Annotated in this window: 20 protein-coding genes and 2 tRNA genes; 7 read left to right on the top strand and 15 right to left on the bottom strand. The window is 71.7% G+C overall.

Annotated elements, in window-relative coordinates:
* Positions 1-54 precede the first annotated feature (54 nt).
* The 12 genes from atpB to argS form a co-directional block, all read right to left on the bottom strand.
* Entirely contained in the window at positions 55-843 is a 789-nt protein-coding gene (atpB, locus tag ACQBAT_RS03480) for a F0F1 ATP synthase subunit A (protein ID WP_420746846.1), read from the bottom strand.
* On the bottom strand, positions 843-1,226 hold the full coding sequence (locus tag ACQBAT_RS03475) for a SoxR reducing system RseC family protein (RefSeq protein ID WP_420746847.1): 384 nt from the start codon (positions 1,224-1,226) through the stop codon (positions 843-845). Before ACQBAT_RS03475 ends, atpB begins: the two co-directional genes overlap by 1 nt.
* Positions 1,223-1,669, bottom strand: coding sequence for a hypothetical protein (locus ACQBAT_RS03470; protein ID WP_420746848.1), 447 nt, complete (start codon positions 1,667-1,669; stop codon positions 1,223-1,225). The genes ACQBAT_RS03475 and ACQBAT_RS03470 overlap by 4 nt, the downstream gene beginning before the upstream one ends.
* 82 nt (positions 1,670-1,751) lie before the next feature.
* On the bottom strand, positions 1,752-2,900 hold the full coding sequence (locus ACQBAT_RS03465; RefSeq protein ID WP_420746849.1) for a glycosyltransferase family 4 protein: 1,149 nt from the start codon (positions 2,898-2,900) through the stop codon (positions 1,752-1,754).
* A gap of 60 nt (positions 2,901-2,960) precedes the next feature.
* Positions 2,961-4,259: a serine hydroxymethyltransferase gene (glyA, locus tag ACQBAT_RS03460; protein WP_420746850.1), complete on the bottom strand. Its 1,299-nt coding sequence runs from the start codon at positions 4,257-4,259 to the stop codon at positions 2,961-2,963.
* A 36-nt stretch (positions 4,260-4,295) separates the two neighbouring features.
* Entirely contained in the window at positions 4,296-5,126 is an 831-nt protein-coding gene (locus tag ACQBAT_RS03455; RefSeq protein ID WP_420746851.1) for an L-threonylcarbamoyladenylate synthase, read from the bottom strand.
* A 317-nt stretch (positions 5,127-5,443) separates the two neighbouring features.
* A complete protein-coding gene (gene prmC / locus ACQBAT_RS03450) occupies positions 5,444-6,298 on the bottom strand; it encodes a peptide chain release factor N(5)-glutamine methyltransferase (protein WP_420746852.1) in 855 nt (284 codons plus the stop codon).
* Complete coding sequence (prfA, locus tag ACQBAT_RS03445) at positions 6,295-7,386, bottom strand: peptide chain release factor 1 (RefSeq protein ID WP_420746853.1); 1,092 nt, start codon at positions 7,384-7,386, stop codon at positions 6,295-6,297. Before prfA ends, prmC begins: the two co-directional genes overlap by 4 nt.
* 97 nt (positions 7,387-7,483) lie before the next feature.
* A complete protein-coding gene (rpmE, locus tag ACQBAT_RS03440) occupies positions 7,484-7,696 on the bottom strand; it encodes a 50S ribosomal protein L31 (protein ID WP_420746854.1) in 213 nt (70 codons plus the stop codon).
* A 179-nt stretch (positions 7,697-7,875) separates the two neighbouring features.
* Positions 7,876-9,942 (bottom strand): transcription termination factor Rho, encoded by a 2,067-nt coding sequence (gene rho / locus ACQBAT_RS03435; RefSeq protein ID WP_420746855.1) that lies wholly within the window; start codon positions 9,940-9,942, stop codon positions 7,876-7,878.
* Between the two features lie 464 nt (positions 9,943-10,406).
* The gene (locus ACQBAT_RS03430; RefSeq protein WP_420746856.1) at positions 10,407-11,456 is read right to left on the bottom strand and encodes a homoserine dehydrogenase; all 1,050 of its coding nucleotides are present in this window, start codon (positions 11,454-11,456) and stop codon (positions 10,407-10,409) included.
* A gap of 14 nt (positions 11,457-11,470) precedes the next feature.
* Positions 11,471-13,135 carry an arginine--tRNA ligase gene (argS, locus tag ACQBAT_RS03425; protein WP_420746857.1) on the bottom strand — a complete coding sequence of 555 codons (1,665 nt, stop codon included), beginning with the start codon at positions 13,133-13,135 and terminating at the stop codon, positions 11,471-11,473.
* 83 nt (positions 13,136-13,218) lie between these two features.
* Between argS and ACQBAT_RS03420 the strand changes: the two genes are divergently transcribed.
* From ACQBAT_RS03420 to selD, 5 genes are all read left to right on the top strand, one after another.
* Positions 13,219-13,290: transfer RNA gene (locus tag ACQBAT_RS03420), tRNA-Arg, on the top strand.
* A gap of 57 nt (positions 13,291-13,347) precedes the next feature.
* Positions 13,348-13,440: transfer RNA gene (locus tag ACQBAT_RS03415), tRNA-Sec, on the top strand.
* A 98-nt stretch (positions 13,441-13,538) separates the two neighbouring features.
* Positions 13,539-14,885 carry an L-seryl-tRNA(Sec) selenium transferase gene (gene selA / locus ACQBAT_RS03410; RefSeq protein WP_420746858.1) on the top strand — a complete coding sequence of 449 codons (1,347 nt, stop codon included), beginning with the start codon at positions 13,539-13,541 and terminating at the stop codon, positions 14,883-14,885.
* Entirely contained in the window at positions 14,885-17,131 is a 2,247-nt protein-coding gene (locus tag ACQBAT_RS03405) for a SelB C-terminal domain-containing protein (protein ID WP_420746859.1), read from the top strand. Before selA ends, ACQBAT_RS03405 begins: the two co-directional genes overlap by 1 nt.
* 309 nt (positions 17,132-17,440) lie before the next feature.
* Positions 17,441-18,475: a selenide, water dikinase SelD gene (gene selD, locus ACQBAT_RS03400; RefSeq protein ID WP_420746860.1), complete on the top strand. Its 1,035-nt coding sequence runs from the start codon at positions 17,441-17,443 to the stop codon at positions 18,473-18,475.
* On the opposite strand, the gene nrfD is transcribed toward selD, so the two are convergent.
* From nrfD to fdh, 3 genes are read right to left on the bottom strand one after another with little or no spacing between them, the layout of a single operon-like run.
* Positions 18,462-19,541, bottom strand: coding sequence for an NrfD/PsrC family molybdoenzyme membrane anchor subunit (gene nrfD / locus ACQBAT_RS03395; protein ID WP_420746861.1), 1,080 nt, complete (start codon positions 19,539-19,541; stop codon positions 18,462-18,464). The two genes, selD and nrfD, sit on opposite strands and share 14 nt — an antisense overlap.
* Positions 19,538-20,593 (bottom strand): 4Fe-4S dicluster domain-containing protein, encoded by a 1,056-nt coding sequence (locus tag ACQBAT_RS03390; protein WP_420746862.1) that lies wholly within the window; start codon positions 20,591-20,593, stop codon positions 19,538-19,540. Before ACQBAT_RS03390 ends, nrfD begins: the two co-directional genes overlap by 4 nt.
* Positions 20,590-23,868, bottom strand: a complete 3,279-nt coding sequence (gene fdh / locus ACQBAT_RS03385; RefSeq protein ID WP_420746863.1) for a formate dehydrogenase — start codon at positions 23,866-23,868, stop codon at positions 20,590-20,592. The genes ACQBAT_RS03390 and fdh overlap by 4 nt, the downstream gene beginning before the upstream one ends.
* A gap of 162 nt (positions 23,869-24,030) precedes the next feature.
* Here fdh and ACQBAT_RS03380 point away from each other — a divergent pair, with 162 nt between their 5' ends.
* The gene (locus ACQBAT_RS03380; protein WP_420746864.1) at positions 24,031-25,107 is read left to right on the top strand and encodes an ABC transporter ATP-binding protein; all 1,077 of its coding nucleotides are present in this window, start codon (positions 24,031-24,033) and stop codon (positions 25,105-25,107) included.
* Positions 25,104-25,937 carry an ABC transporter permease gene (locus ACQBAT_RS03375; protein WP_420746865.1) on the top strand — a complete coding sequence of 278 codons (834 nt, stop codon included), beginning with the start codon at positions 25,104-25,106 and terminating at the stop codon, positions 25,935-25,937. The genes ACQBAT_RS03380 and ACQBAT_RS03375 overlap by 4 nt, the downstream gene beginning before the upstream one ends.
* Positions 25,938-26,015 lie beyond the last annotated feature (78 nt).

The following is a 26,015-nucleotide window of genomic DNA, read 5'->3' as shown; positions in this document are numbered from 1 at the left end:
ATTCAGTTGTGGGTTCGGTGGGGCGCGCGAGGCTGCGCGCCGGTCGTGCTCGGATCAGTGGTCGTCGGAGACCGCATCGCCGATGTAGGAGGCCGTCAGCAGCGTGAAGACGTAGGCCTGCACGGTCATGATCAGCATCTTGAAGACGAACATCAGCGCGCCCATCAGCAGCGAGCCAGCGCCGGCCAGAGCGAGGGCCGGGCCCTGGGTGAGCAGGAAGACACCACCCATGACGAAGAGCACGATCAGCATGTGGCCGGCGAACATGTTGCCGAAGAGTCGCAGGGCGAGCGTGAGCGGGCGGGTGATGAAGTAGCTGAACAGCTCGAGGACGAAGACGACCGGCTTGATCCAGCCCGGCACCCCGGAGGGGACCATGCTGCCGAAGTAGCCGCCGAGCCCCTTCTTCTGGATGCCCGCGAGGTGGTAGGTGATGTAGGCGATCGCGGTGAGCGCGATCGGCACGCCGATGACGCTGGTCGGCGCGGTCATCGTCAGCGGGAACAGGCCCATGAAGTTCATCGTGAAGACGAACAGGAAGAAGGTGAACAGCAGCGGCACGTACTTCTTGAAGTGCTGGCCGCCGATCAGGTTCAGGGCGATGTCGTTGCGCACGAAGGAGTAGATCGACTCCAGGAAGAACTGGCCCTTGCCGGGCACCATCTTCAGGTTGCGGACGCCGAGCCAGAGCAGACCCATGATCAGCAGGGTGCTGATCAGCATGATCACCATCGGGCGGGTGATCAGCACCGGGCCGATGCTGAAGAACGGCTGGTAGAGATCGGCGGGGTCGGGCCGGTGCCACTCTCCGCCGGCAGCCGCCAGGGCGCCAGTGATCGGCATCACTCGTTGCTCCTCGTGTCGTTCTCGGGGACGTGCTTGGGGGCGGGCGGCATCGTCGCGGGGCGCCCTGCGCTGGCCTGGTCAGTACCGTACCGCAGCCAGATGATGTACATGGACAGGGCCATCCCGAGCAGGATGCCGACGGCAACCACCCAGTCCTGCCCCAGGGCCTGGCCGATCAGCCAGGCGATGCCGCCGAACAGGAACGGTCCGGCCAGCAGATAGGCCACCACGGTGGTGCCCAGGTGGGTCTCGGCCGCCATCCCGACGACCTCCTCCTCCGGCACCCGCTCGGGCTTGAGGGCGGGCCAGCGCTCCGCGGCGGCCTGCCGTGAGCCCTTCCGGCTCGGCTTTGTCACGGGCTTCTTCTGCACGGCGCTCACCACGGCTCCACCTCAAGGGCGGGCTTGCGGCCGCGCACGTAGGCCAGCACGAGCGCCGCCTGCACCACGATCACGGTGACCAACGCCCCCAGCGCCATCGCCGCGTCCTGCCACCAGGACATCGTGCGCAGGACCAGCACGATCGCGAGCAGCAGCGCGAGCTGGGCGATCGCGATCATGAAGGCACCCGGGAGCACCAGCTTGCCCTGCTCTTGGCGCAGCAGCCAGCGCACTGCCCAGGCCCCGGTGGTCAGGGTGAGTCCGGTCAGCAGCGCGCCGATGGCGGCGGTCCCGGCGAGCGCCGCGGCCGAGGCGCCATCGAGCAGCAGCCAGGCGACCACCGCCGCGAGCGGCAGGCACACCATCGTCGCGACCCCGCTCCAGCGCACCATGGAAACCGTGACGTCGGCAGGCGCAGCGCGGCGCGTGGCGGCAAGGCTCATCAGGGGGTGTCGCTTCTCGTGGACGGGGACGGGAGGCTTGTGAAAATTAGCACAAGCGCAGCGCCGTCACGAAAACCGCTGGTCACGACGCCCTCCCGGACGCTTGCCCACGACCTCTCGCCCGGTCCGGCGGCGGATCGCCCGCCTCCGGGGCCGTCCGCCAGGTGAGCGCGATGGCGAGCACGAGCAGGCAGACGATCCCGATCGCGGATACCCAGGCCGGCAGGTAGGCGAAGGACACGGTCCCGGCAGCGATCAACCCGGACCACAGATAGAGCAGGATCACCGCTCGCCGGTGGCTGTGCCCGATGTCGAGCATCCGGTGGTGCAGGTGGCCCCGGTCCGGCTTCCACGGCGACTGTCCCGCCCTCGTGCGCCGCAGCACCGCCAGCAGGATGTCCAGGAAGGGCAGCGCCAGGATGGCCACCGGGATGAGCACGGGCAGCAGGATCGCGGTGGCCGCCGACGCGATCCCGGCCGAGGAACTGGGCTCCACCTGACCGGTCATCGAGATGGTGGCCGCCGCGAGCAACAACCCCAGCAGCAGCGCCCCCGCGTCCCCCATGAACAAGCGCGCCGGGTGGAAGTTGTGCGGCAGGAAGCCCAGGCACACCCCGATCAGCGCGGCGCTGATGAAGGTGGCCAGGGAGAAGACATTGGGCGGGTCGAAACTGCTGCTCACCAGGTAGCACCAGCCGAAGAAGGCGGACGCCGAGATCAGCACCACACCGGCGGCCAGCCCGTCCAGCCCGTCGATGAAGTTCACCGCATTGGTCGAGACGACCACGACCAGAATGGTCAGCGTCACCATCACCGGCTCGGGCAGATAGGTCACCCCGCCGATCGGCAGCGAGACCAGTTGCACCCCGAAGAAGGCCATCACGCCGCCGGCGATCACCTGGCCGGCCAACTTGGTCAACCAGTCCAGCTCGCGGACGTCGTCGATCGCCCCGAGCAGGGTGATGATCGACGCCGCGGCGAGCACGCCCCACAACTGCGGCGATCCGGCGAAGAGCTGCCCGTGATAGGGCAGCTCGCGCCCGACCAGCACGGCGGCCGCGAAGCCGACGAGCATCGCCACCCCGCCCAGCCGCGGGATCGGGACCGTGTGCACATCCCGGTCCCGGACCGCGGTCATCGCCCCCACCTTCAGCGCGAGCCGCCGCACCAGCGTCGTGGCCAGGTAGGTCACGATCGCCGCGGTGAGCAGCACCATCAGGAACTCGCGCATGGGTCAGGGGGAGGTGCGCGCCGGCGGCATACAGGGCCCTGTATGCCGCCACGCCCGCGATCAGGCCCGCTCGGGCTCCGGGTAGGCCGGGTAGGCCGCGAGCAGCTCGGTGACCTGCGCCTTCACCGCCCGGCTCACCTCGTGCTCGGGGTCGGCGTCGCCCTCGGTGACCGCGCGGTGGATGAGCTCGGCGACCGTGCGCATCTGCTCAGTACCCATCCCCTGCGTGGTGATCGACGGGCTGCCGACCCGGATGCCGGAGGCGACATTGGGCTTCTCGGGGTCGAAGGGGATGGCGTTCTTGTTGAGCACGATCCCGGCCGCGTCGCAGCGCGCCTCGGCGTCGATGCCCGTGACCCCGACACCACGCAGATCGTGCAGGGACAGGTGGGTGTCGGTCCCGCCCGTGATCGGGCGGATGCCCAGCTCGCCAAGGGTGTCGGCCAGCACGGCGGCGTTGTCCACGACCTGCTGCGCGTAGGACTGGTAGGCCGGCGTCATGCACTCGGCGAAGTTGACCGCCTTGCCAGCCACGCCGTGCATCAACGGACCGCCCTGCATCATCGGGAAGACGGCACGGTCGATCTTCTTGGCGTGTTCTGACCTGCACACGATGGCGCCGCCGCGGGGCCCGCGGAGCACCTTGTGGGTGGTGAAGGAGACGACGTCGGCGTGCGGCACGGGCGAGGGGATGACCTTGCCGGCGACCAGGCCGATGAAGTGCGCCGCGTCGACCCAGAAGATCGCGCCGACCTCATCCGCGATGGCCCGGAAGCGCTCGAAGTCGATCAACCGCGGGATGGCCGAGCCGCCGGCCAGGATGATCTTGGGGCGGTGCTCCTTGGCCAGCGCCTCCACCTGGTCGTAGTCGATGTCCTCGGTGTCCTCGGCGACGCCGTAGTGGACCGCGTTGAACCACTTGCCGGAGAAGCTGACCTTGAAACCGTGCGTGAGGTGCCCGCCGTGGTCCAGCGACATCGCCAGCACGGTGTCACCGGGGGCGGCGAAGGCGCCGTAGACGGCCATGTTGGCGCTCGCGCCGGAGTGCGGCTGGACATTGGCGTGGTCGGCGCCGAAGAGCTCCTTGGCGCGGGCGATCGCCAGGTCCTCGACCTTGTCGACCTCGGCGCAGCCGCCGTAGTAGCGGGCGTGCGGATAGCCCTCGGCGTACTTGTTGGACAGCGTCGACCCCAGCGCCGCGAGCACCGCGGGGCTGGTCTGGTTCTCGCTGGCGATGAGCTGCAGCCCACCACGCTGGCGGTCGAGCTCGGAGACGAGGAGCTCGGCGAGCTGCGGGTCCTGGGACAGGAGCGCGCCGAAGTCCGGGCCGTAGTACGTGTCAGGCGTCACAGCGGTCATGCGCCCCACTGTAGGGGTCGCGGCGCCCGCGCACGGTCACGGGGCCAGCGTGCGCAGCGCGTGGCGTGGGACGGTCACGCCGCTGTGTCGCAGCCCGCCGGGCAGGCCGCCCCCCAGGGCGCCTCCGGGGACGTCCTCGACCGTTCCCTCCGCACCGCCCTCAGGGTCGCCGTCCACCGGCTCCGGCTCGAGCACCGGCGGCTCGTCGTGCAGCGTCGTGGCGCCCAGCACCGCCCGCAGCTCCTCGCCCGAGAGCGCACCCAGGCGCAGGATCACCGGCTCCTCGCCGGTGCAATCCACGATCGTCGACGGCGCACCGCCGGTGCGGGGGCCATCATCGAGGTAGGTCGCCACCGCTCCCCCGAGCTGGTCCAGCGCCTCCTGCCCGCTCTGCGCGGCCGGCTGACCGCTGACATTGGCGCTGGTCACCGCCATGGGGCCGACCTCGGCGAGCAGCAGCAGCGCCACCTCGTCGTCGGGCATCCGCAGGGCCACCGTGCCGTTGGTCTCGCCGAGGTCCCACTGCAAGGAGGGCTGCGAGCGCAGCACCAGGGTCAGCGGGCCGGGCCAGAACTGGCGCATCAGGATCCGGGCATACATCGGCACATCGATCGCCAGCCCGTCCACCGTGCGCGGGCTCGGGACGAGCACCGGCGGAGGCATCTCCCGCCCACGGTGCTTGGCCGCCAGCACCATCGCGACGGCGACCACATCGAAAGCGTCCGCGCCCACGCCATACACCGTGTCCGTGGGCAGGACCACGACCTTGCCAGCGCGCACGGAGGCCGCAGCCGCCTCGAGCGCGCCCTCGCGGGCACTCGGGTCGGTGCAGTCCAACAGGCGCTCGGACAGCGGACTGGCGGTCATGATCCTCCGATCGGGGCGGGCGCACCCGGCTCCCCGGGCACGACGTCGATTGTCGCACCTGACGATTGGACACGCCCACCTGTCGTTTGGACTTGCGTCCGCGTCGCCCGTGCTCAAGAGTGTTCCGGTAAGCCGCCGTCGGCACCCGAGCCGCGGCGACGAGAGAAGGAGAGATTCATGCGTGGTGGCCTCATCTGGACCATCGTCGGCATTCTGCTGATCATCGTTCTGGTCATGGTGATCCTGGGTAACCGCTGACGCCTGACCCCTACTTCGCAGGCCCGTCCACGCAGCGCGTGGGGGGGCCTGCTCTGTGCTCAGCCGCGCACGGCCCGGGTGACCCGCGGCAGCCCGGCCAGGTCGACGTGGTCCTCCACCTGGGACCAGTCGCCGGTGGCTGCGAGCGCAGCAGGCAGGGTGCTCCCCTGGGCGTCCGCGTGCTCCATCAGCAGCACGCCACCCGGGCGGAGCAGCTGGGCCGCCCGCGCCGCCACCTCGCGCGGCACGTCCAGACCGTCCTCGCCACCCCCGTAGAGCGCCAGTTCCGGGTCGTGCTCGCGCACCTCGAGGTCGACCGGCACCATCCCCGGTGGGATGTACGGCGGATTACTCACCACCACGTCCACCACCCCGAGCAGCTCGGGGAAGGCGTCCTGCGCCCGCCCCTGCCGCAGGTCGACGGCCAGCCCGGTGCGCGCGAGGTTCGTGGCGGCATACACCTGGGCCTCGGGGGACAGCTCGACCGCGCCGACGCGGGCGTCCGGGCGCCGGCGGGCGAGGGCGAGCGCGATCGCCCCCGAGCCGGTGCACAGGTCGAGCACCGCGGGTTCGGTAAGCCCGTCCAGGTCCGCGAGCGCCAGCTCGACGAGCACCTCGGTCTCGGGTCGGGGTACGAAGACGCCCGGCCCGACGGCGAGCTCCAGCCCGGCGAAATGCGCGGTGCCGGTGAGGTGCTGCAGCGGCACGCGGGTGGCGCGCCGGGCCACCACGTCCCGGTATGCCGCTTCCCCCACCTCATCCAGGTCCCGTCCCAGCACCCGCGCGCGCCGCACCTCGCCCAGGTCGTGGCCGAGCACGTGCGCGAGGAGTGCTTCGGCGTCCGCGCCGGGGCTGGGGACACCGGCCGCGGCGAGTTCCTTGGTTGCCTCGCGGACGGCGGCGTCGATCCTCACCGGTCGCCGGCCGCGGCCAGGCGGGCGGCCTCGTCGGCGTCGACCGCTGATTGCACGACGGCGTCCAGGTCGCCGTCGATCACCTGGTCCAGGTTGTAGGACTTGTACCCCGTGCGGTGATCGGCGATCCGGTTCTCCGGGAAGTTATAGGTGCGGATGCGCTCGCTGCGGTCCACCGTGCGGACCTGGCTGCGGCGCTGCTCGCTGGCCGCGGCCTCCGCCTCCTCAACCGCGATCTGGTGCAGGCGGGCGCGGAGCACGCGCAGCGCGGACTCCTTGTTCTGCAGCTGGGACTTCTCGTTCTGGCAGGAGACGACCAGGCCGGAGGGCAGGTGGGTGATCCGGACGGCAGAGTCGGTGGTGTTGACCGACTGACCGCCGGGTCCGGAGGAGCGGAAGACGTCGATCTTGAGGTCGTTCGGATCCAGGTCGACCTCGGCCGGGTCATCGATATCGGGCATCACCAGGACGCCCGCGGCCGAGGTGTGGATCCGGCCCTGGCTCTCGGTCACCGGCACCCGCTGCACCCTGTGTACGCCGCCCTCGTACTTCAGCCGCGCCCAGGGCGCCTCCCCCGGCGCCGGAGTGCCGGTCGCGGTGATGGACACCCGCGCGTCCTTGTAGCCGCCCAGGTCCGACTCCGTGGTGTCCAACAGCTCGGTGCGCCAGCCACGGCGCTCGGCATAGCGGAGGTACATCCGCATCAGGTCGCCGGCAAAGAGCGCCGACTCCGCGCCCCCCTCCCCCGCCTTGACCTCGAGGATCACGTCGCGGTCATCGTCCGGGTCGCGGGGCACCAGCTGACGGCGCAGGTGCTCGGCCGCAGCGCTCTCCTGGACCTCCAGCTCGGGGATCTCCTCGGCGAAGGACGGGTCGTCCTGGGCCAGCTCGCACGCCGTCGCCAGGTCCTCCCAGGCCCGCTCCCAGTCCCGGTATGCCGCAACCGTCCCCGCGAGCGCGGCGTACCGCTTGTTCAACCGCCGCAGCGCCGTCGCGTCCCCATGGACCGCAGGGTCGGCGAGCTGTCGCTCGAGGTCGGCGTGCTCGGCGACCAGCGGGAGGGCTGAGCTGAAGGGAGAGGAGGTCACGTCATACCTGGAATCGGTCGGCGGGGCAGGGGATGGACGCCGGGAACGGCGAACGCCGGCCCTGCGACATGATGTCGCAGGACCGGCGTCGGAAGATCTAGTTGCCCTTCTTGCCGTAGCGCTCCTGGAAGCGGGCCACGCGGCCACCGGTGTCCAGGATCTTCTGCTTGCCGGTGTAGAACGGGTGGCAGTTGGAGCAGACGTCGGCGTTGATGCGGCCCGAGGTCGCGGTGCTCCGGGTGGTGAACGACGCGCCGCAGGTGCAGCTGACCTGGGTCTCGACGTACTCCGGGTGGATGTCCTTCTTCATGATTCTCCTTGGGTGGATTCTCCCCCGGGTCGGCAGCGCCTGGTGCGCGCCGTGAACCGGTGGGCCAACAGAGCATTCTGCCACCAGGGCGGGGTCGGGGTCCAATCCCGACCCCGCCTCAGGTGAGCAGAGTTGGTGCGGTGGTGCTCGACGTCAGTGCTCGACGTCAGTTCGCGACGTCAGTCCTCGTCGTCCAGCCGGATCGAGCTGGTCTGCTGGACCTGGGTGAGGAACTCGTAGTTGTTGCGGGTCTTGCGCAGGCGGTCCAGGAGCAGCTCGACGGCCTGCTGCTGGTCGAGGGCGGAGAGCACCCGCCGCAACTTCCACATGATCTTCAACTCTTCGGCGCCCATCAGGATCTCCTCGCGGCGGGTGCCGGAGGCGTTGACGTCGACGGCCGGGAAGATGCGGCGGTTGGCCAGCTGGCGGTCCAGCTTGAGCTCCATGTTGCCGGTGCCCTTGAACTCCTCGAAGATCACCTCGTCCATCTTCGAGCCGGTCTCGACCAGAGCCGTCGCGAGGATGGTCAGCGAGCCGCCGTTCTCGATGTTGCGGGCGGCGCCGAAGAAGCGCTTGGGCGGGTAGAGCGCGGCCGAGTCGACACCACCGGACAGGATCCGGCCCGAGGCGGGCGCGGCCAGGTTGTAGGCGCGCCCCAGGCGGGTGATCGAGTCGAGCAGGACGACGACATCGCCACCCAGCTCGACCAGGCGCTTGGCCCGCTCGATGGCCAGCTCGGCGACCGTGGTGTGGTCATCGGCCGGGCGGTCAAAGGTGGAGGAGATGACCTCGCCCTTGACCGCGCGCTCCATGTCGGTGACCTCCTCAGGACGCTCGTCCACGAGGACGACCATGAGGTGGCACTCCGGGTTGTTGGTGGTGATCGCGTTGGCGATCGACTGCAGGATCAGCGTCTTGCCGGCCTTGGCCGGGGCGACGAGCAGACCACGCTGGCCCTTGCCGATCGGGGCCACGAGGTCGATCACCCGGGTGGTGAGGTTCTTCTGGTCGGTCTCCAGCCGCAGGCGGTCCTGCGGGTAGAGCGGCGTCAGCTTGGCGAACTCGGGGCGGCGGCGGGCCTCCTCGGCCGGCTTGCCGTTGACCACGTCCAGGCGGACCAGGGCGCTGAACTTGCCGCGGTCGCGCTTGTTGCCGGTCGAGGAGACGGTGTGCTGCCCGGCGTCGCTGCCGTCCTGGGGAGCCTTGATGGCGCCCTGGACCGCGTCGCCCTTGCGCAGGCCGAACTTCTTGACCATGTTCATCGGGACGTAGATGTCCGTCGGCCCAGGCAGGTAGCCGGTGGTCCGGATGAAGGCGTAGCTGTCGAGCAGGTCCAGGACACCGCCGACGGGGACGAGCACGTCCTCCTCGGTGTAAGTCTCCTCGTCCTGACCGCCCTGGTTCCCCTGGGCGCCCTGGGTGCCCTGGCCGCGGCCGCGCTTGCGGTCCCGGCCACGCTGGCGGCTGCGGCGGCGGTTGCGGCGGCCGCCACCCTCGCCGTCCTCGTCATCCTGCTGACGCTGGCGGTCGCCGTCGTTGTCGCGGTTGTCGTCGCGGCGATCGTTGCGGTTGTCAGTCCGGTTGTCGTCACGGCGATCGTTACGGTTCTCGTCGCGGCGGTCGTTGCGGTTGTCAGTCCGGTTCCCGTCGCGGCGGTCCTCGCGGTTGTCACGGCGGTCGCCCTGCTGGCGGCCCTCGGCCCCGTCGGAGCCGCGGTCCTCGCCATCGCGGGACTCGCGCTGCTGACGGTCGCCGTCGTTGTCGCGGTTGCCATCGCGGCGGTCCTCACGGGCCCGCGGGGCGCCGGCGGCGGAGCCGGCGCGGCGGCCACGGGAGCGCTGCCCCTCATCGCGCTGGGCCTCAGCCCGGTCGAGCGCGGCCTCGAGGTCGCCGCCGCCGCCCTGCGAGGCTGCGGAGCCAGTGCCCTCGGACTCGGCCCGCTCCGGCGTGGACCCGGCCCGGTCCGGCGTGGACGCCGGGGAGACCTGGTGCTGCACGGGAGTGGCCTGCGCGCCCTGGTCAACGGGCTGGCGCTGCTCCACCGCGGGAGCGGCCTGACCGGCGGCGGCACGGCGGCCACCACGGGCAGGGGCGCCGCCCTGGCTGCGGATCGCGGAGACGAGGTCGGCCTTGCGCATCTTGGCGTCGACGGTGATGCCCATGCTCTGCGCGAGTTGCTGGAGCTCGGCCAGCCGGAGCGTGCTGAGCGCGCCGGTCTTGGTCGCGGCGTTGGTGGTGTCGGTCACGCGTACTTTCCTTCCCCCTCGTCCCGCACGGGCGGGCTGGGGTCGTGGCTAGGTAGAGGTCCTGGGGCAGCGAGCCCGCAGGGCCGGTGTCGTAGCTGTCGCACGGACGCGATCAACGGCTCGGACGCCTGCTTGGGACGTGCAGGGGTGTCGAGACTCAGACGTCGAAGGACGTCGTCCGTGTGGGAAGCGCCCCGGGGCCGACCATTCGGTATCCCATCTGCTCACGAGGCGCCATCACGATAACACGAGCCACGCCCCACCCATTCCGCCACGCGCCAGGCCCAAGCACCTCCGCGGGGCCCGACCGGGCACTCAAACATGCACAACGAGGAAGGCAAGGACTAAAGCGCAGGTGAGTGTCGGCATACGGGACGTTGTGCACGTCTGAAAGCCGCCGCCCCGAAAAGAGAACACCTCGGCCGAGGCCGCCGAGATGGCCCGAGGTGCTCCTCGCCCAAGAGTCAGGCGCGGCGGGCGGCGCGGACGATATCGCCGAGGACGGCAGAGGCCGTCTCGTCCCCACCCGCGCCAGCGCCGTGCAGACGCAGGGTGCCGGCGGACTCGGCCTCGATGATCACCACATTGGCACCGCCGCGCGCCTGGGCCAGCGGGTCCTCGCGGGGTAGCGCGACAGGACGTACCGCCACCTCGACGCGCGGGCGCTCCGGGGAGCCGGAACGCCAGGCCGAGGCGACCAGCTTGATCACGCCGCCCATCCCGGAGGCGTCATGGAAGTCCGAGTCGGTCAGCCCGCTGATGCCGCGGCGGCGCACGTCGTCCAGGGTGACCGGCTGACCCCAGGCGGCGCGGGCGAGCAGCACGATCTTGGCCGCGGCATCCAGACCTTCGAGGTCCTCGGTGGGGTCGGCCTCCAGATAACCGAGCTCACCGGCCCGGCGGACGGCCTCCTCGAAGCCCACCCCCTCGCGGGCCACCAGGTCGAGGATGAAGTTGGTGGAGCCGTTGACGATCCCCGAGATCGAGGAGATGACGTCACCGGCGAGCGAGTCCCGGACCACAGCCATGACCGGGATCGCCGCCATCACCGCGGCTTCACCCTCCAGCGCGACACCGCACTCCTCGGCGAGTGCCTCCAGTTCCAGGCCCTGCTGGGCGAGCAGCTGCTTGTTGGCCGTGACCACCTGGGCGCCGCGGCGCATCGCACGCTCGATGAGGCTGCGGGCGGGCTCGATGCCGCCCATCACCTCGACCACCACGTCGGCGCGATCGACCAGGCTCTCGGCGTCGTCGGTCAGCAACGAGCGGTCGACCCCGTCGCGCTCCCGCTCCAGGTCGCGCACGGCCACCCCGACCAGCTCCAGGGGGCGGCCGAGGCGGGCGGCATACAGGTCGGAGCGCTCCTGGAGGCGCCGCACCACGGCAGCGCCAACAGTGCCGGCGCCCAGCACCGCAACCCTCACCGGCGCTCCCGCGCCAGCCTGGGTCGACCGGTCAGCTGACTGCGTGGACGTGCCCTCCGCCTGCGTGGACACCTCGGTTGCCTTGGTCATGTCCGTCATTTCACTCACATCCGCTCCGGGGCCGAGACGCCGAGCAGCCCCAGTCCGTTGGCGAGCACCTGGCGGGTGGCGTCGTTGAGCCACAGCCGCGACCGGTGCAGGTCGGTGATCTCCTCGTCGGCGGACATCGGCCGCACACGGCACTCGTCGTACCACTTGTGGAAGCGGCCGGCGAGGTCCTCGAGGTAGCGCGCGACCCGGTGCGGCTCGCGCAGCTGGGCCGCCTGCGCGACCACGCGCGGGAAGTCGCCGAGGATCGCGAGCAGCACGGCCTCGGTCTCGTGGTCGAGCAGCGAGGGGTCGAAGCCGTCCTCGCGGTGCACGCCGTCCTCGGCCGCGAGCCGGGCGACGTTGCAGGTGCGGGCGTGGGCGTACTGGACGTAGAAGACCGGGTTCTCGTTGGTCCGGCTGGCCAGCAGGTCCAGGTCGATGTCGATCTGACTGTCCGTCGAGCTGCGGGTGAGCGCGTAGCGGGCAGCGTCCACCCCGACCGCCTCGACGAGGTCCTCGAGCACCACGACGGTGCCGGCGCGCTTGGACATCCGCACCGGCCGCCCGTCCTTGACCAGGTTGACCAGTTGGCCGATGAGGATCTCCAGGTTGACGCCGGGCTCGTCACCGAACGAGGCGCACATCGCCATCATCCGCTGGACGTAGCCGTGGTGGTCGGCGCCCAGCATGATGATGTTGCGGTCAAAACCGCGCTCACGCTTGTCCAGGTAGTAGGCCAGATCGCCGGAGATGTAGGCGGGCTGACCGTCGCTCTTGATCACCACCCGGTCCTTGTCATCCCCGTGCGCGGTGGTGCGCAACCACAGCGCCCCGTCCTGCTGGAAGATCTCCCCCTGCTCGGTGAGCCGATCCACGGCACGCTGCACGGCGCCGGACTCATGCAGCGAGTTCTCGTGGAAGAAGACGTCGAACTTCACGCCGAAGTCGGCCAGCGAGGCCTTGATCTCCTCGAACATCAGCTCCACACCGACCGCCCGGAAGACCTCCTGGGCCTGCTCCTCGGGCAGGTCGGCCACATCGGGACGACGCTGGACGATCTGGGCGGCGATGTCGTCGATGTAGGCGCCGGCATAGCCGTCCTCGGGCGCCTCCTCCCCGCGCGCCGAGGCCATGAGCGAGCGGGCGAAACGGTCGATCTGGGCGCCGTGGTCGTTGAAGTAGTACTCCCGTGACACGTCGGCGCCAGCTGCCTGCAGCACCCGGGCCAAGGCGTCACCGACCGCCGCCCATCGGGTGCCGCCGAGGTGGATCGGTCCGGTGGGGTTGGCGGAGACGAACTCCAGGTTCACCCGCTCGCCAGCCAACGCGTCACCGTGCCCGAAGTTCTCCCCGGCCTCGACGATGGTGCGGGCCAACTCTCCCGCGCTCGCCGCGTCGAGCGTGATGTTGAGGAAGCCGGGACCCGCGATGTCCACCTTCGCGACGCCCTCAACCTGACGCAGGCGGGCGGCGACGATCTCGGCGAACTGGCGCGGCGGCATACCGGACCGCTTGGCGAGTTGAAGGGCGACATTGCTCGCCCAGTCCCCGTGCTCGCGGCTGCGCGGACGCTCCACCCGCAGGTCCTGCTCGGCCGGCACCTCGAGGGCGAGATCGCCGTCGGCGACGGCCTGGGTGAGGACGGTATGCAGTGCGGCAGCCAGTTGCTCAGGAGTCACCCGGGGCAGTCTAGTCGCGGGCCAGCGGCGCTCCGAACGGATTGCGGGAGCGCCTGATCTGGCTGCTAGAGTGACTCGCTGTTGCCCCCGTAGCTCAGGGGATAGAGCACCGCCCTCCGGAGGCGGGAGCGCAGGTTCGAATCCTGCCGGGGGCGCGTAGCGCCGAGGCGACCGTCGTGGATCTGGATCCTGGCCGGTCGCCTCACCGCTGGGGAGGTGTCAGGGTTCCTGGTGGGCCCCCCGGTCTTCAACACCGTGGTGCGGCGGTCCCCGTCGCAGGCAGGTTCGATTCCTGTCCGCCTCCGCCGGTACGGGCCGCTGACCTGAGGTCGGCGGCCCGTCGTCATTCCCCCAGCCGTGCCCGCGAAGCCGCTCCGGCCGCCCGCTCCGTAGGATCGCGAGGGTGACCGACCCGCGCCGCGCGATCCCCCGCACCGACGCCCTGCTCGCCGACCCTGAGGTCGCCGTGCTGGTGGCGCGGGTGGGGCGGGGTCGCGCCAAGTCCGTCGTCGTCGAGACGCAGGCGGCCGCACGCGAGGGCCGCCTGTCCGTCGAGCGGGTGCAGCCGGTGGTGGTGCAGCGACTCGCCGCGCTCGCGGCCTCCGCCACGTCGCTGCGACCGGTGATCAACGCGACGGGGGTGGTCGTGCACACCAACCTTGGCCGGGCACCGCTCGGGCCAGCAGCGCGGGAGGCGGTGTTCGCGGCGGCGGGCTACGTGGATGTCGAGCTCGACCTGGCCGACGGCCAACGGGCACGGCGCGGGCGGGGGACGCTGGCGGCGCTGCGGCAGAGTGTGCCCGAGGCCGAGGATGCCCTGGTCGTCAACAACGGGGCAGCGGCGCTGCTGCTCGCCACGACGGCGTTGGGCTCGGGGCGCGAGCTGCTGGTCAGTCGCGGCGAGATGGTCGAGATCGGCGACGGCTTCCGGCTGCCGGACCTCATCGAGTCGGCGGGGGCGCGGCTGCGGGAGGTCGGCACGACCAACCGGACCACCGTCGAGGACTACCGTGCGGCGCTGTCGGAGCGCACCGGGGCGCTGCTCAAGGTGCACCCCAGCAACTTCCGCGTCACCGGCTTCACGGCGAGTGCCACGGTCGGCGAGTTGGCCGAACTGGGGCGCGAACACGGCATACCTCTGGTCGTCGACACCGGCAGCGGCCTGCTCGCGCCCGATCCCGCGCTGCCCGATGAGCCGGACGCCGCCAGCGTGCTGCACGCCGGGGCGGACCTGGTGACGGCCAGCGGCGACAAGCTGCTCGGCGGACCGCAGGCCGGGCTCGTGCTGGGCTCGGCCGAGCTGGTGGCCCGGCTGCGGCGCCACCCCATGGCGCGGGCGCTGCGGGTCGACAAGCTCACGCTGGCCGCGTTGGAGGCGACGCTGCTCGGGCCGGAACCGCCCGTTCCTGCGGCCGTGCACGCCTCAGCGCAGGTGCTGGAGAAGCGCACGCGGGCGCTGGCCGACCGCCTTGCCGGGGCCGGGGTGCCGGTCGAGGTGGTGCCCGTCGCGGGACGCGTCGGTGGTGGTGGCGCGCCGGAGGTGCCGCTGCCCGGCTGGGCGGTCGCCCTGCCCGAGGGGTATGCCGCCCCTCTGCGCCACGGCGACCCGGCCGTCCTGGCGCGGCTGGAGTCGGGACGTTGCCTGGTCGACCTGCGCTGCGTGCCGCAGGAGCAGGAGGAGGATCTGGTCGAGGCCCTGCTCGGGGTGGCTGCCGGGGGGAGCGGGGCGACTGGGCGCGGGACGGGCTGATGCACGTCGTCGCGACCGCCGGGCACGTCGACCACGGCAAGTCGACGCTGGTCCGGGCGCTGACCGGGATGGAGCCGGACCGCTGGGCAGAGGAGCGCCGGCGCGGGCTGACGATCGACCTGGGCTATGCCTGGACGGCGCTCGAGGGCGCCGGAGGCGACGGCGGTGCTGAGGACGTGGCCTTCGTCGACGTGCCGGGCCACCGGCGGTTCATCGGCAACATGCTCGCCGGGCTGGGCCCCTCCCCCGCGGTGCTGCTCGTCGTCGCGGCCGACGAGGGCTGGCGGGAGCAGACCGAAGAGCACCTGCGGGCGGTCGAGGCGCTAGGGCTGCGGCACGCGCTGCTCGTCGTGACGCGGGCAGACCTCGCCGACCCGGGGCCGGCGCTCGCCCAGGCGCAGGAACGGTTGGCGCAGAGCCCGCTCGGCGGAGGTAGGGCGCGGCCCAGTCGCGAGGCGAGCGGAGTCGCAGCCGTCGACCTGCTGGACGGCGCCGGTGTCCCGGCCGTCGACCGGCTGGACGACGCTGGTGTCCCGGCCGTCGACCTGCTGGACGGCGCTGGTGTCCCGGCTGTCGCCGTGTCGGCGGTGACCGGGCAGGGCCTGCCGGAGCTGCGCCGCGAGCTGGCGGCGCTGTGCTCACGGCTGCCGCGGCCGCCGGCCCAGGCGCGGGTGCGGCTCTGGGTGGACCGCGCCTTCACCATCCGCGGCAGCGGGACAGTCGTCACCGGGACGCTGGAGGCCGGCACCCTGAGGTCGGGGGATCAGTTGGTCCTCGCCCATCGCGCTGCGGACGGCAGCGGGACGACGCAGCGCCCGGTGACAGTGCGCGCGCTGCAGTCGCTGGGGGCCGCGGTCGACGAGGTGCCGGCGCCGGCGCGGGTGGCCGTCAACCTCCGCGGCCTGCCGCACGAGCTCGTCCGTCGCGGGGACGCCCTGCTCACCCCGGACAGCTGGCCGTTCGCGCGGGAGATCGATGTCCTGCTGGACCAGGACCCGGAGGTCGCGGAACTGCCGGCCACGCTCACGCTGCACGTGGGTTCGCTGCACCTGCCGGCTCGGCTCCGCCCGCTGCACGGTGCTGCAGCGCGTGTGCTCCTCGACCGGCCACTGCCGCTTCAGGCCGGCGACCGCGCCATCCTGCGGGAGCCGGGGGCGGAGGGCTCGATCGTCGGCCTCGGCGTCCTCGACGTCGCCCCACCGCGCCTCACCCGCCGCGGCAGCGCGCGAGCCCGCGGTGAGCAGCTGCTGGCCGAACAGGCGCAGGCCGAGGCCTTGGCCGGGCACCCGCAGGTCGACCAGCCGGGCGCCGAGCAGCCGAGCGCCGACCAGCCGAGCACCCAGCAGGCGAGCGCCGACCAGCCGAGCACCCAGCGGGCGAGCGCCGAGCAGGCGGGCGCCCAGCAGCCAGACCCCGAGGGCACCGCCGACGACCGCAGACCGGGTGCTGGTGCGTTGATCAGCCAGCCAGCGCGCCGTCTTGAAGCCGAGGTCTCCCGCCGCGGCCACCTCACGGTCGCCGACGCCCGCCTCCTCGACCTCGACCCCGACCTCGCCCCGACCGGACGCGCACTTGTCACCGGCCCCACCGCCCGGCCCGACCACAGCCCGGCCCCGTGCCCAACCTGGCGCTTGCCTCTCACCGACCCCGACCTCGGCGTGGTGCGCCTCGGAGACCACCTCGTCTCCCGCCAGGTCCTGGTGCGCTGGGAGCAGGCTCTGCTCGACGCGGTCGACCGGCGCGCCCGCGAGCAGCCACTCGACCCTCTGACCCCGCTCGCCGCAGCGCGGGACCTGGCGCACCTGCCGGACACGGCCGTGGTCGAGGAGGTGGCCAGGTTCGCCGGTCTGGAGGTCGCGGCCGGCCGGGTCGCGCGGCCCGGCACCCGCCCCGACCTGGGTCCCGCCCAGGCTGGCCTGGACACCGTGCTCGCCCGGCTGGCCGAGCAGCCGTTCGTCGCCCCGGAGGCCGACGACCTGTCCGCGCTCGGACTGGGTCGGCGAGAGATCGCGGCCGCAGAGGCGAGGGGCGACCTGCTGCGCCTCGCGGACGGCGTGGTGCTCCTGCCCCGCTCACCCGCGCTGGCCATGGCCGAGCTCGCCCGGCTGCCACAACCCTTCACCACCAGCCAGGCCCGGCAGGCGCTCGGCACCTCGCGCCGCGTCGCCATCCCCCTCCTGGAGCATCTCGACGCCCGCGGCTGGACGCGTCGGGTCGACCAGACCCACCGCGTCGTCGTGCGCTGACATCTAGCCCCCTCCCCCGGTCGGCCGGGCGCGACCAACTCGGTCGATCTCGCCGGACCGGACCCTGTGACTGCCCGGGTTCGTCACGCCTCCGGCGCGCCCTGCGTGCTGACCGGGGGCAGTCACAGTCTTCGTCGGGACGGGGGGCGGTCACAGTCTTCTTCGCGGCGGGGGGCGGTCACAGTCTTCGTCGCGGAGGCGGGCGGTCACAGTCTTCGTCGCGGTGGCGGCCACTCACAGTCTTCGTCGCGGCGGGCGATCACCGTCCCCCGGCCATCGAGTCACGACGGCCGCCCGTAGGGTGACGAGGTGAGCACACAGCCACCTCCCCCCTCCTCCGCCACCCCCGCGAGCTCCGACGGCGACCGTCCTCGGCTGACCCAGCTGGCCGCCGGTGGCGGTTGCGCCTGCAAGATTCCGGCCGGTCAGCTGGAGGCGCTCGTCGCCGACCTGCGCGGGCACGAGCATCCGCAGCTCCTCGTCGGGCTGGACGACGGCGACGACGCCGCGGCTGTGCGGATCGAGGGCGGCCAAGCGCTGCTGTCTACCGCAGACTTCTTCACCCCGGTGGTGGACGATCCCTACGACTGGGGCCGGATCGCCGCGGCCAACGCACTCTCCGACATCTACGCCATGGGCGGGCGCCCGGTGCTGGCCATCAACCTACTCGCCTGGCCGACGGACACCCTCGACCCCGCCCTCATCCCCGAGGTCCTGCGCGGGGGCGCGGACGTCGCGCAGCTCGCCGGCGTGCCCGTCGCAGGCGGCCACAGCATCACCGCCCCCGAGCCGCTCTACGGCATGGCTGTCACCGGCATCGCCGACCCGGATGCCTTGCTGCGCAACGACTCCGCCAAGCCCGGGATGCCGATCAGCCTCACCAAGCCGCTCGGGACCGGCATCCTCGGCAACCGGCACAAGCAGACCGGCCAGACCTTCCCGCAGGCGGTTCAGACCATGACGACGCTCAACCGCGATGCCTCGCAAGCCGCTGTGGCACAGGGGATCCGAGCCGCGACCGACGTGACCGGCTTCGGTCTGCTCGGTCATCTCTGGAAGCTCTGCCGTGCCTCGGGCGTGGCCGCCGAGATCGACGTCTCGGCCGTGCCCGCGCTCGATGGAGCGCGGGAGAGCCTGGCCGAGGGCTTCGTCCCCGGCGGCTCCCGCCGCAACCTGGACTGGGTCCGGCCCCACCTGGATGTCGACACCTCCGTGACCGAGCACGACCTGCTCCTGCTCGCCGACGCCCAGACCAGCGGCGGCCTGCTCGTCGTCGGCGAAGTCCCCGGCGCGCCCGTCATCGGCCGCACCGTCCCCGGTCCCGCCCGGCTCAGGCTCCGCTGATCGCGTCGGCGCCCGAGCCCTCGGCCAGCTCCGCCGCGGCGGCAGCGCGCCTGGCCTCCAGCCGCTGACGCTGCGGGACGACGGTGTAGCGCGGGTCGCGGGCCGACTCCATGCCGGCCTCGAAGACCCCGAAGCGCAGCAGCGCCGAGCCCGCGTTGAGCGCCAGCCCGCCGAGGACCGAGGCGGCGCGGCTGCGCCGACCGAGCAGCGTCAGCCCGGCCCCGACCACGGTGGCCACCTTGGATGCGGTGATCAGTCGGCCCGCCTGGCCCTGGTGCAGCGGCTCGCCGATGACGCCTGCACGGTTGCTCATGAGCTGGTAGGCGGCGAGCTCCACCGCTGCGCCGCCCACCGCCAGCCGACGGGCCGGGCCGGTCTGCTCGTCCGGCGAGGTGATGATCGCGGCCCCGGCCGCCGCCGCGACACCGGAGCCGACGAAGACGAAAGGCAGTTCCTTGTAGACCCCGTGCCAGGTCGGCGTCGCGGTGTTGGACAGCAGCACCGCGGTGTAGGCGGCCAGCGGCGGCGCGAAGAACCCGCTGCCCAGGCTCGCGCCCCGCCCGGCCACCCGCACCAGCGCGTTGTCCTGCGTGCTCGGGACGACCTCCTGCAGGATCTCCGCCGCGGCAGCCGCCCCCGTGAAGCCGCCGAAGCCCGCCAGAATCCAGGAGCCGACCGACATCGGGGAGGTGAGTTTGACGGTGCGCATCATCGCCAGGAAGCGCTCCGGTCGCCCGAGGTCGGCGATGAGGGCCGCCGTGCTCGCCCCGAGCGCGCCGAGCGCCACCAGCCTCGCGTTGCGCTGCAGCTGGCGCGCCCCGGTCAGCTCGGCCCCGGCGGCGATCAGCCCAGAGCCCGCGGCCAGCCCACCGGTGTAGAGGTAGGTCGGGATCTTCCAGTCCCACGGCGCGGGCTTGACGATCGGATGGTCGTAGTAGGACCGGAACTCGGCGTCCGGGACCATGAGGTCCTCGGGCCGGCGCCTACGGCGGCGCTCCTCCGGCCGGTCCGCCGCCGCCGACGATGCCGACGCCGGCTCTGTCGGACGTCCCTGCGGCCCGTTCATTGCTTCCGACCGCCCACGAAGGCGGCGGCCGCCCCGGCCAGCATCAGCAGCCCGGCATACCCGGCCTTGCGGAAGATGTCGGGCAGGTCCTTGGTGGTCACGACCGGGTCCGGTGGCAGACCGTAGACCTCCGGCTCGTCCAGCAGCAGGAAGACCGAGCCGGTGCCCCCGACGCCGTCCTCCTCGTCGGTGCCGTAGAGCCGCGCCTCGGTGAAGCCCTGCCCGTGCAGCGTCTCCATCCGCGTGCGGGCGCGCTCGCGCAGTTCGTCGAGGTCGCCGTACTGGATCGAGGTGGTCGGGCACGCCTGCGCGCAGGCAGGCGTCCCGCCGTCGCCGATGCGGTCGTAGCAGAGCGTGCACTTGTTGGCGATCCCGATCTGCCGCGGCTGCTGGGCACCGGTCATGTCCGGGTCCTTGCGCCGCTCGATCACCCCGAACGGGCACGCCGCCACGCAGTAGCCGCAGCCGTTGCACACGTCATCCTGCACCACGACCGTCCCGAACTCGGTCCGGAACAGCGCCCCCGTCGGGCACACGTCGAGGCACCCGGCGTGGGTGCAGTGCTTGCAGACGTCGGAGGCCATGAGCCAGCGCACCTGCGGGATCTCCGGCTGGACGGCGTATGCGGCCTCCCCCACCTCGGGCGTGGGGCCGGCCGTCCCGGACTGCACGCCTGCCACCGCGTCGACCCCCTCCGAGCCGGGCCGGATAGCGGGCGACTCGACCGCGGACCGGAGCCGCGGCATACCGAGGTCGACCAGCCGCGCGCCCTCCTCGCGGGCCCGCTGGATCTGCTCGGGCCCCTGCTCGACGAAGGCGACGTGCCGCCAGGTGTTGGCGCCCAGGGCGGTGGTGTTGTCGTAGGACGTCCCGGTCATGCCCAGGGCGTCCATCGGGAGCATGTTCCACTCCTTGCACGCCACCTCGCAGGCCTTGCAGCCGATGCAGATCGAGGTGTCGGTGAAGAAGCCCTTGCGCGGCGGCGGGTCGGGCCAGGCCGCGTCCTTGGCCGGGTCGGTCGGGCCGGACAGCTGGTTGCCCCACAGGCTCACGGTGACTCCTCCTGGGTGTCCAGGCGTTGGTTGCCGGTCTCGGTGGTGGCCCCGGACCGCGAGGCGTAGTCCTCGACGAGCCGTAGCAGCGCCGCGCCCTCGGGCCGGCGGCCGGGCCGGATGTCGCAGAGCCCGACCTTGGACTCCTGGATCGCGACATTGGGGTCAAGGGTGATCCCGACCAGGTCGTTGGCGGCATCTCCCTGCACCACGGCGCCAACCCCGCCGCGGCCCCAGTGGTAGGGCAGCCCGATCTGGTGCACCGTCTGCCCCCGGAGCCGCAGTGGCCGGACGCGGTCGGTGACCAGCACCCGGCACTCGATCGCCGCCCGCGGGGAGACGATCGTGGCCCAGCCGCCGTTCTCCAGCCCCTGCTGCTGCGCCAGCTCCGGGGAGACCTCGCAGAAGAAGTCGGGCTGCAGCTCGGCGAGGTAGGGCAGCCACCGGCTCATGCCGCCAGCCGTGTGGTGCTCGGTGAGCCGGTAGGTGGTGAAGATGAAGGGATAGACATCGGACCCGGGCTCGTCGGCCGAGGGCGCGGTGAGGTTGTCCTTGCGCGGGTAGAGCAGCCGGGCTGGGTTGCGCTGCTGGGGGTAGAGCGGGTTGACGACGGGCGACTCCTGCGCCTCGTAGTGGGTGGGCAGCGGGCCGTCGACGACGCCGTTGGGCGCGAACAGCCAGCCCTTGCCATCGGCCTGCATGATGAATGGGTCGTCCCCGCCGAGACCGTCCACCCCGACCGCGTCCTCCTGCGCCTTGGTGCCCGGCGCGAGCCCGACCGGGAAGTCCGGAACGTCCTTGCCGGTCCAGCGCCCGGCCTCCTCGTCCCACCAGACGTAGGCCTTGCGCTCGCTCCACGGCCGGCCCTCGGGGTCGGCGGAGGCCCGGTTGTAGAGGATCCGCCGGTTGGCCGGCCAGGCCCAGCCCCACTCGGGCGCGACCTCGCTCTGCTGGCTGCCAGGCACCTTGCTGGCGGCCCGGTTGACCCCGCCGGCCATGACTCCGGAGTAGATCCAACAACCACCGTCGGTGGACCCGTCGGCCCGCAGCTCGCCGAAGCCGTCCACCGGCTGACCGGCGCGCTCCCCGGTGAGATGACGGCCGTTGATCTCGGCCAGCACGGCCTCGGCATCTGGGTCCCCGTGCTCGTCCACGGGGTAGTCCCAGGTGAGGTCGAGCAGCGGCCGGTCGCGCGGGTCATCGGAGTCTGCGAGCCGCTCGCGCAGCGCCTTGCCCAGCTCGTGGAAGAACTGCAGCTCGGACTGGCACTGGCCCGGCGGGTGCACCGCCTGGAAACGCCACTGCAGCAGCCGCTGCGTCTGCGTGAAGCTGCCCGACTTCTCCACGTGGGTGGCCGCGGGCAGGAAGAAGACCTCGGTCCCGATGTCCTCCGTGCTGACCTCTCCGGTGGCGTGCTCCGGGCTGTCCTGCCAGAAGGTCGCGGTCTCGATGAGTGAGAGGTCGCGGACCACGAGCCACTGGAGGTTGGCCAGGCCCAGGCGCTGCAGCCGGCCGTGGGCCGAGCCCACCGCGGGGTTCTGCCCCAGCACGAAGAAGCCCTCGACGGTGCCGTCGATCATCCCCATCGTCGTGGCGTAGGTGTTGTGGCTGCCCGTGAGCCGAGGCAGGTAGTCGTAAGCCCAGTCGTTCTCGGGTGTCGCCGCGTCCCCCCACCAGGCCTTGAGCAGGCTCACGGTGTAGGCGTCGGCGTTGCCCCAGAAGCCCTTGGTGCCCTTGGGGCTGACGGCGTCGAGGTAGTCCTCGAAGGTGTCGTGCACCCCGGCCACCGGCATCGGCAGGTAGCCGGGCAGCAGGTTGAACAGCGTCGGGATGTCGGTGCTGCCCTGGATCGAGGCGTGCCCGCGCAGCGCCATGATCCCGCCGCCCGGGCGGCCCATGTTGCCCAGCAGCAGCTGCAGGATCGAGGCCGTGCGGATGAACTGCGCGCCCAGTGAGTGCTGGGTCCAGCCCACGGCATACACGAAGCAGGTGGTGCGCTCCCGACCGCTGTTGCGCACGACCGAGTCGGCGAGATAGCGGAAGTCCTCGAGGCTGATGCCGCAGGTGTCGCGGACCAGCTCAGGGGTGTAGCGCGCGTAGTGCCGACGCACGATCTGCAGCACGCAGCGGGGGTCCTGCATCGTCGGGTCGGTGCGGATCGGGCCGACCTGGAGCGGCGCGCCGCCGTCGCCCGTCGCCTCAGCCACCGTCTGGGTGCGGGTGTCGACCTCCGGACCGCGGGCCTCCACCTCGCCGCCGCCCTCGCGTTGGTATCCCCAGGTGTGCCGGTCGTAGGTGCCGGTGCGCTCGTCGAAGCCGGAGAACAGCCCGCCGAGGTCTTCGGCGTCGACGAACTCCTCGCTGATGAGCGTGCTCGCGTTGGTGTAGGCCCGCACGTAGTCCTCGAACCAGTGCCCTTCCTCCAGCACGTGCCGGATGAGCGCGCCGAGCAGGACGACGTCGCTGCCCGCCCGGATGGGCAGGTGCCGGTCAGCGACCGCCGAGGTCCGGGTGAAACGCGGGTCGACGTGGATCACCCGGGCACCGCGCGCCTTGGCCTCGGTCACCCACTGGTAGGCCACCGGGTGGCACTCGGCCATGTTGGAGCCCTGGATGACGATGCAGTCACTGTTGCGCATGTCCTGGACGAACTGGGTGGCGCCGCCGCGCCCGAACGAGGCCCCCAGACCGGGGACCGTGGAGCTGTGTCAAATCCGGGCCTGGTTCTCGATCTGGATCGCGCCCAGCGCCGTGAAGAGCTTCTTGATGAGGTAGTTCTCCTCGTTGTCGAGGGTGGCTCCCCCGAGCGAGGCGATCGACATCGTGCGGTTGACCTTGCGGCCCTGCTCGTCGAGGTCCTGCCAGCCACGCCGCCGCGAGGCGATGATGCGGTCGGCGATCATCCCGGTCGCGGTGGGCACGTCGAGGGGCGTCCACTCCGTCGCGTGCGGCGCGCGGTAGAGCACCTGCGTCTGCCGGGAGGCGCTGTTGACCAGCTGCTCGCTCGCGCTCCCCTTGGGGCACAACCGTCCCCGCGAGATCGGGCTATCGGGGTCTCCCTCGATCTGGACGACCTTCTCGTCCTTGACGTAGACCCGTTGCCCGCAGCCGACGGCGCAGTAGGGGCAGACCGACTGCACGACCCGGTCGGCGGTGGCGGTGCGCGGAGTCTTCTCCCGGGTGCTGCGGCTGGTCACGGCGGGCCCACGGCCCAGCACATCGCCGCTGGCGAGCTGACGCAGCACGGGCCAGCCCAGGAACGTGCCTGCTCCCACGACCTGCACCTCCTCGCTCCACGCCCACCTTCCTCGGCGGCTGGGCCCACCCTAACCGCCCCTCCGACAGACGCACGGGATCACACCTCCCTCCCGCGACGGAGGGCCGGATCCCCCCTCCGACCGATGTGCCCCGGCACCCGACTTGGTTGACTGGAGGGCATGACGACCGCGACGGCCGCTCCGAGCGGCACCGGCATCAGCGTCCGGGGGCTTACCAAGACCTTCGGAACGTTCCGTGCCGTCGACACCCTGACCTTCGAGGTCCAACCCGGCCGGATCACCGGCTTCCTGGGCCCCAACGGCGCTGGCAAGACCACGACCCTGCGGATGTTGCTCGGGCTGATCCGCCCCACTTCAGGCGACGCGCTCATCGGCGGGCGCCGCTACACCGACCTTCCTGACCCGATGGGGACCGTGGGAGCCGCGCTGGAAGCGACGGGTTTCCACCCGGGTCGCTCAGGGCGCAACCACCTGCGGGTACTGGCCGCCGCGCAAGGCCTGCCTGACTCGCGGGTCGATGAGTTGCTCGAGCTCGTGGGGATCCCGGCGGCAGCCCGGAAGAAGGCGGGCGCCTACTCCATGGGCATGCGGCAGCGGCTGGGCCTGGCTTCGGCCCTGCTCGGCGACCCGCAGGTACTGCTGCTCGACGAGCCCGCCAACGGCCTGGACCCCGAGGGCATCCGATGGATGCGCGGCTTCCTCCGGCACCTAGCCCACGACCAAGGCAAAACCGTGCTGATCAGCAGCCACCTGCTGTCCGAGGTCGAGCAGACGGTCGAGGACGTCATCATCATCGCCAACGGGCACCTGGTCCGAGAAGGCACGATCGATGAGTTGCACGGCGAACCGACCGCGCGCGTGGCCACCAGCAACCCGGCGGCGCTGGCCGAGGCGCTCGGTCGGGCCGGCATCGGCTCGCACCCCGAGGAAGGGGCCAGCGGTCAGCCAGCCGTGATCGCCGAGACCGGCGACCTGCGAGCCGTCGGCGATGTGGCGCTGGCTGCCGGGCTGCCGATCTATGAGCTGCGCCCGATGCGCACCGACCTCGAACGTCTCTTCCTGCAGCTGACGGAGTCGCCCGAGCACCGCAACCGCAACCTTGGCGCTGGAGCTGGCGCCGGCCAGCCGGACGCTACCGCGCCTGAGCCGACCGCCCAGGAGGGTCACGGCGAACCGCCTGAGCCTGGCGAACGGCATACGGGCGCTCCTGCCACGGGGTCGGAGGACGCGCGATGATCAACCTGACCCGCAGTGAGCTGCGCAAGTACTTCACCACCCGGATGGCGTGGTCGATGCCGCTGGCGATGTTCGTCCTCGCCGCGATCTTCGCCGCCTTCCAGGGGCTCTTCCTCGTCGTGATCGGGCAGATGCCCGGCCCCGACGGTGAGATGGTCCGGCCGGCTGAGATGTTCACCGACCTGGCGCTGGCCCGGGCCGTCTACTCCGGAGCCCTCAACCTGGGCTATCTCCTGGCCCTGGTGCTCGGGATCTTGTCGATGAGCGGCGAGTTCCGGCACAAGACGATCACCGCCACCCTGCTCGCGGCGCCTCGCCGCGGCCAGTTGATCCTGGCCAAGGTGGCCGCCCTCATCGTGATCGTCACCCTCAACGCCCTCGCCTTCATCGCCGGCAGCCTCGTCGGCGGTGGCATCATGCTGGCGATCGGTGACGCAGCGGTCTTCCCCGAGCCGATGTCCCTGCTCACCACCCTGGCCCGGATGATCCTGATCCTGGTGCTCTGGGGGCTGATGGGCTTCGGGCTGGGCGTGCTCATCCCCAGCCAGGTCGTCGCGCTGTTCGTCGGTGTGGGGTTCACCCTCCTCATCGAGCCGCTGATGGGCTTCGGTCTGACCTTCGTCGACGCCCTCAAGGACGCGGCTCGCTTCTTCCCCAGCCAGGCGTCGATGAGCGTGCTGGACCTGTCCTCGGGCATGGATGAGGCGATGGCCCAGCAGATGGGGTCCTCACCGCTCACGTGGTGGGTCGCGGCCCTGGTTCTGCTCGGGTATGCCGTGTTCATGACCCTGCTGGGCTGGATCCTCACCGCACGTAAGGACGTCTCCTAGATCTCCGGCGTCGTGCTCATCTCGGGCCATCGGTTGGTCCCCTGCCCAAGCGGCGCGGGACCGACCGGTCGGGATAGG

Source organism: Ornithinimicrobium pulveris (genome assembly GCF_050261105.1).
Taxonomy (GTDB): Bacteria; Actinomycetota; Actinomycetes; order Actinomycetales; family Dermatophilaceae; genus Ornithinicoccus.
This window is presented reverse-complemented; position numbering and strand designations above follow the sequence as displayed.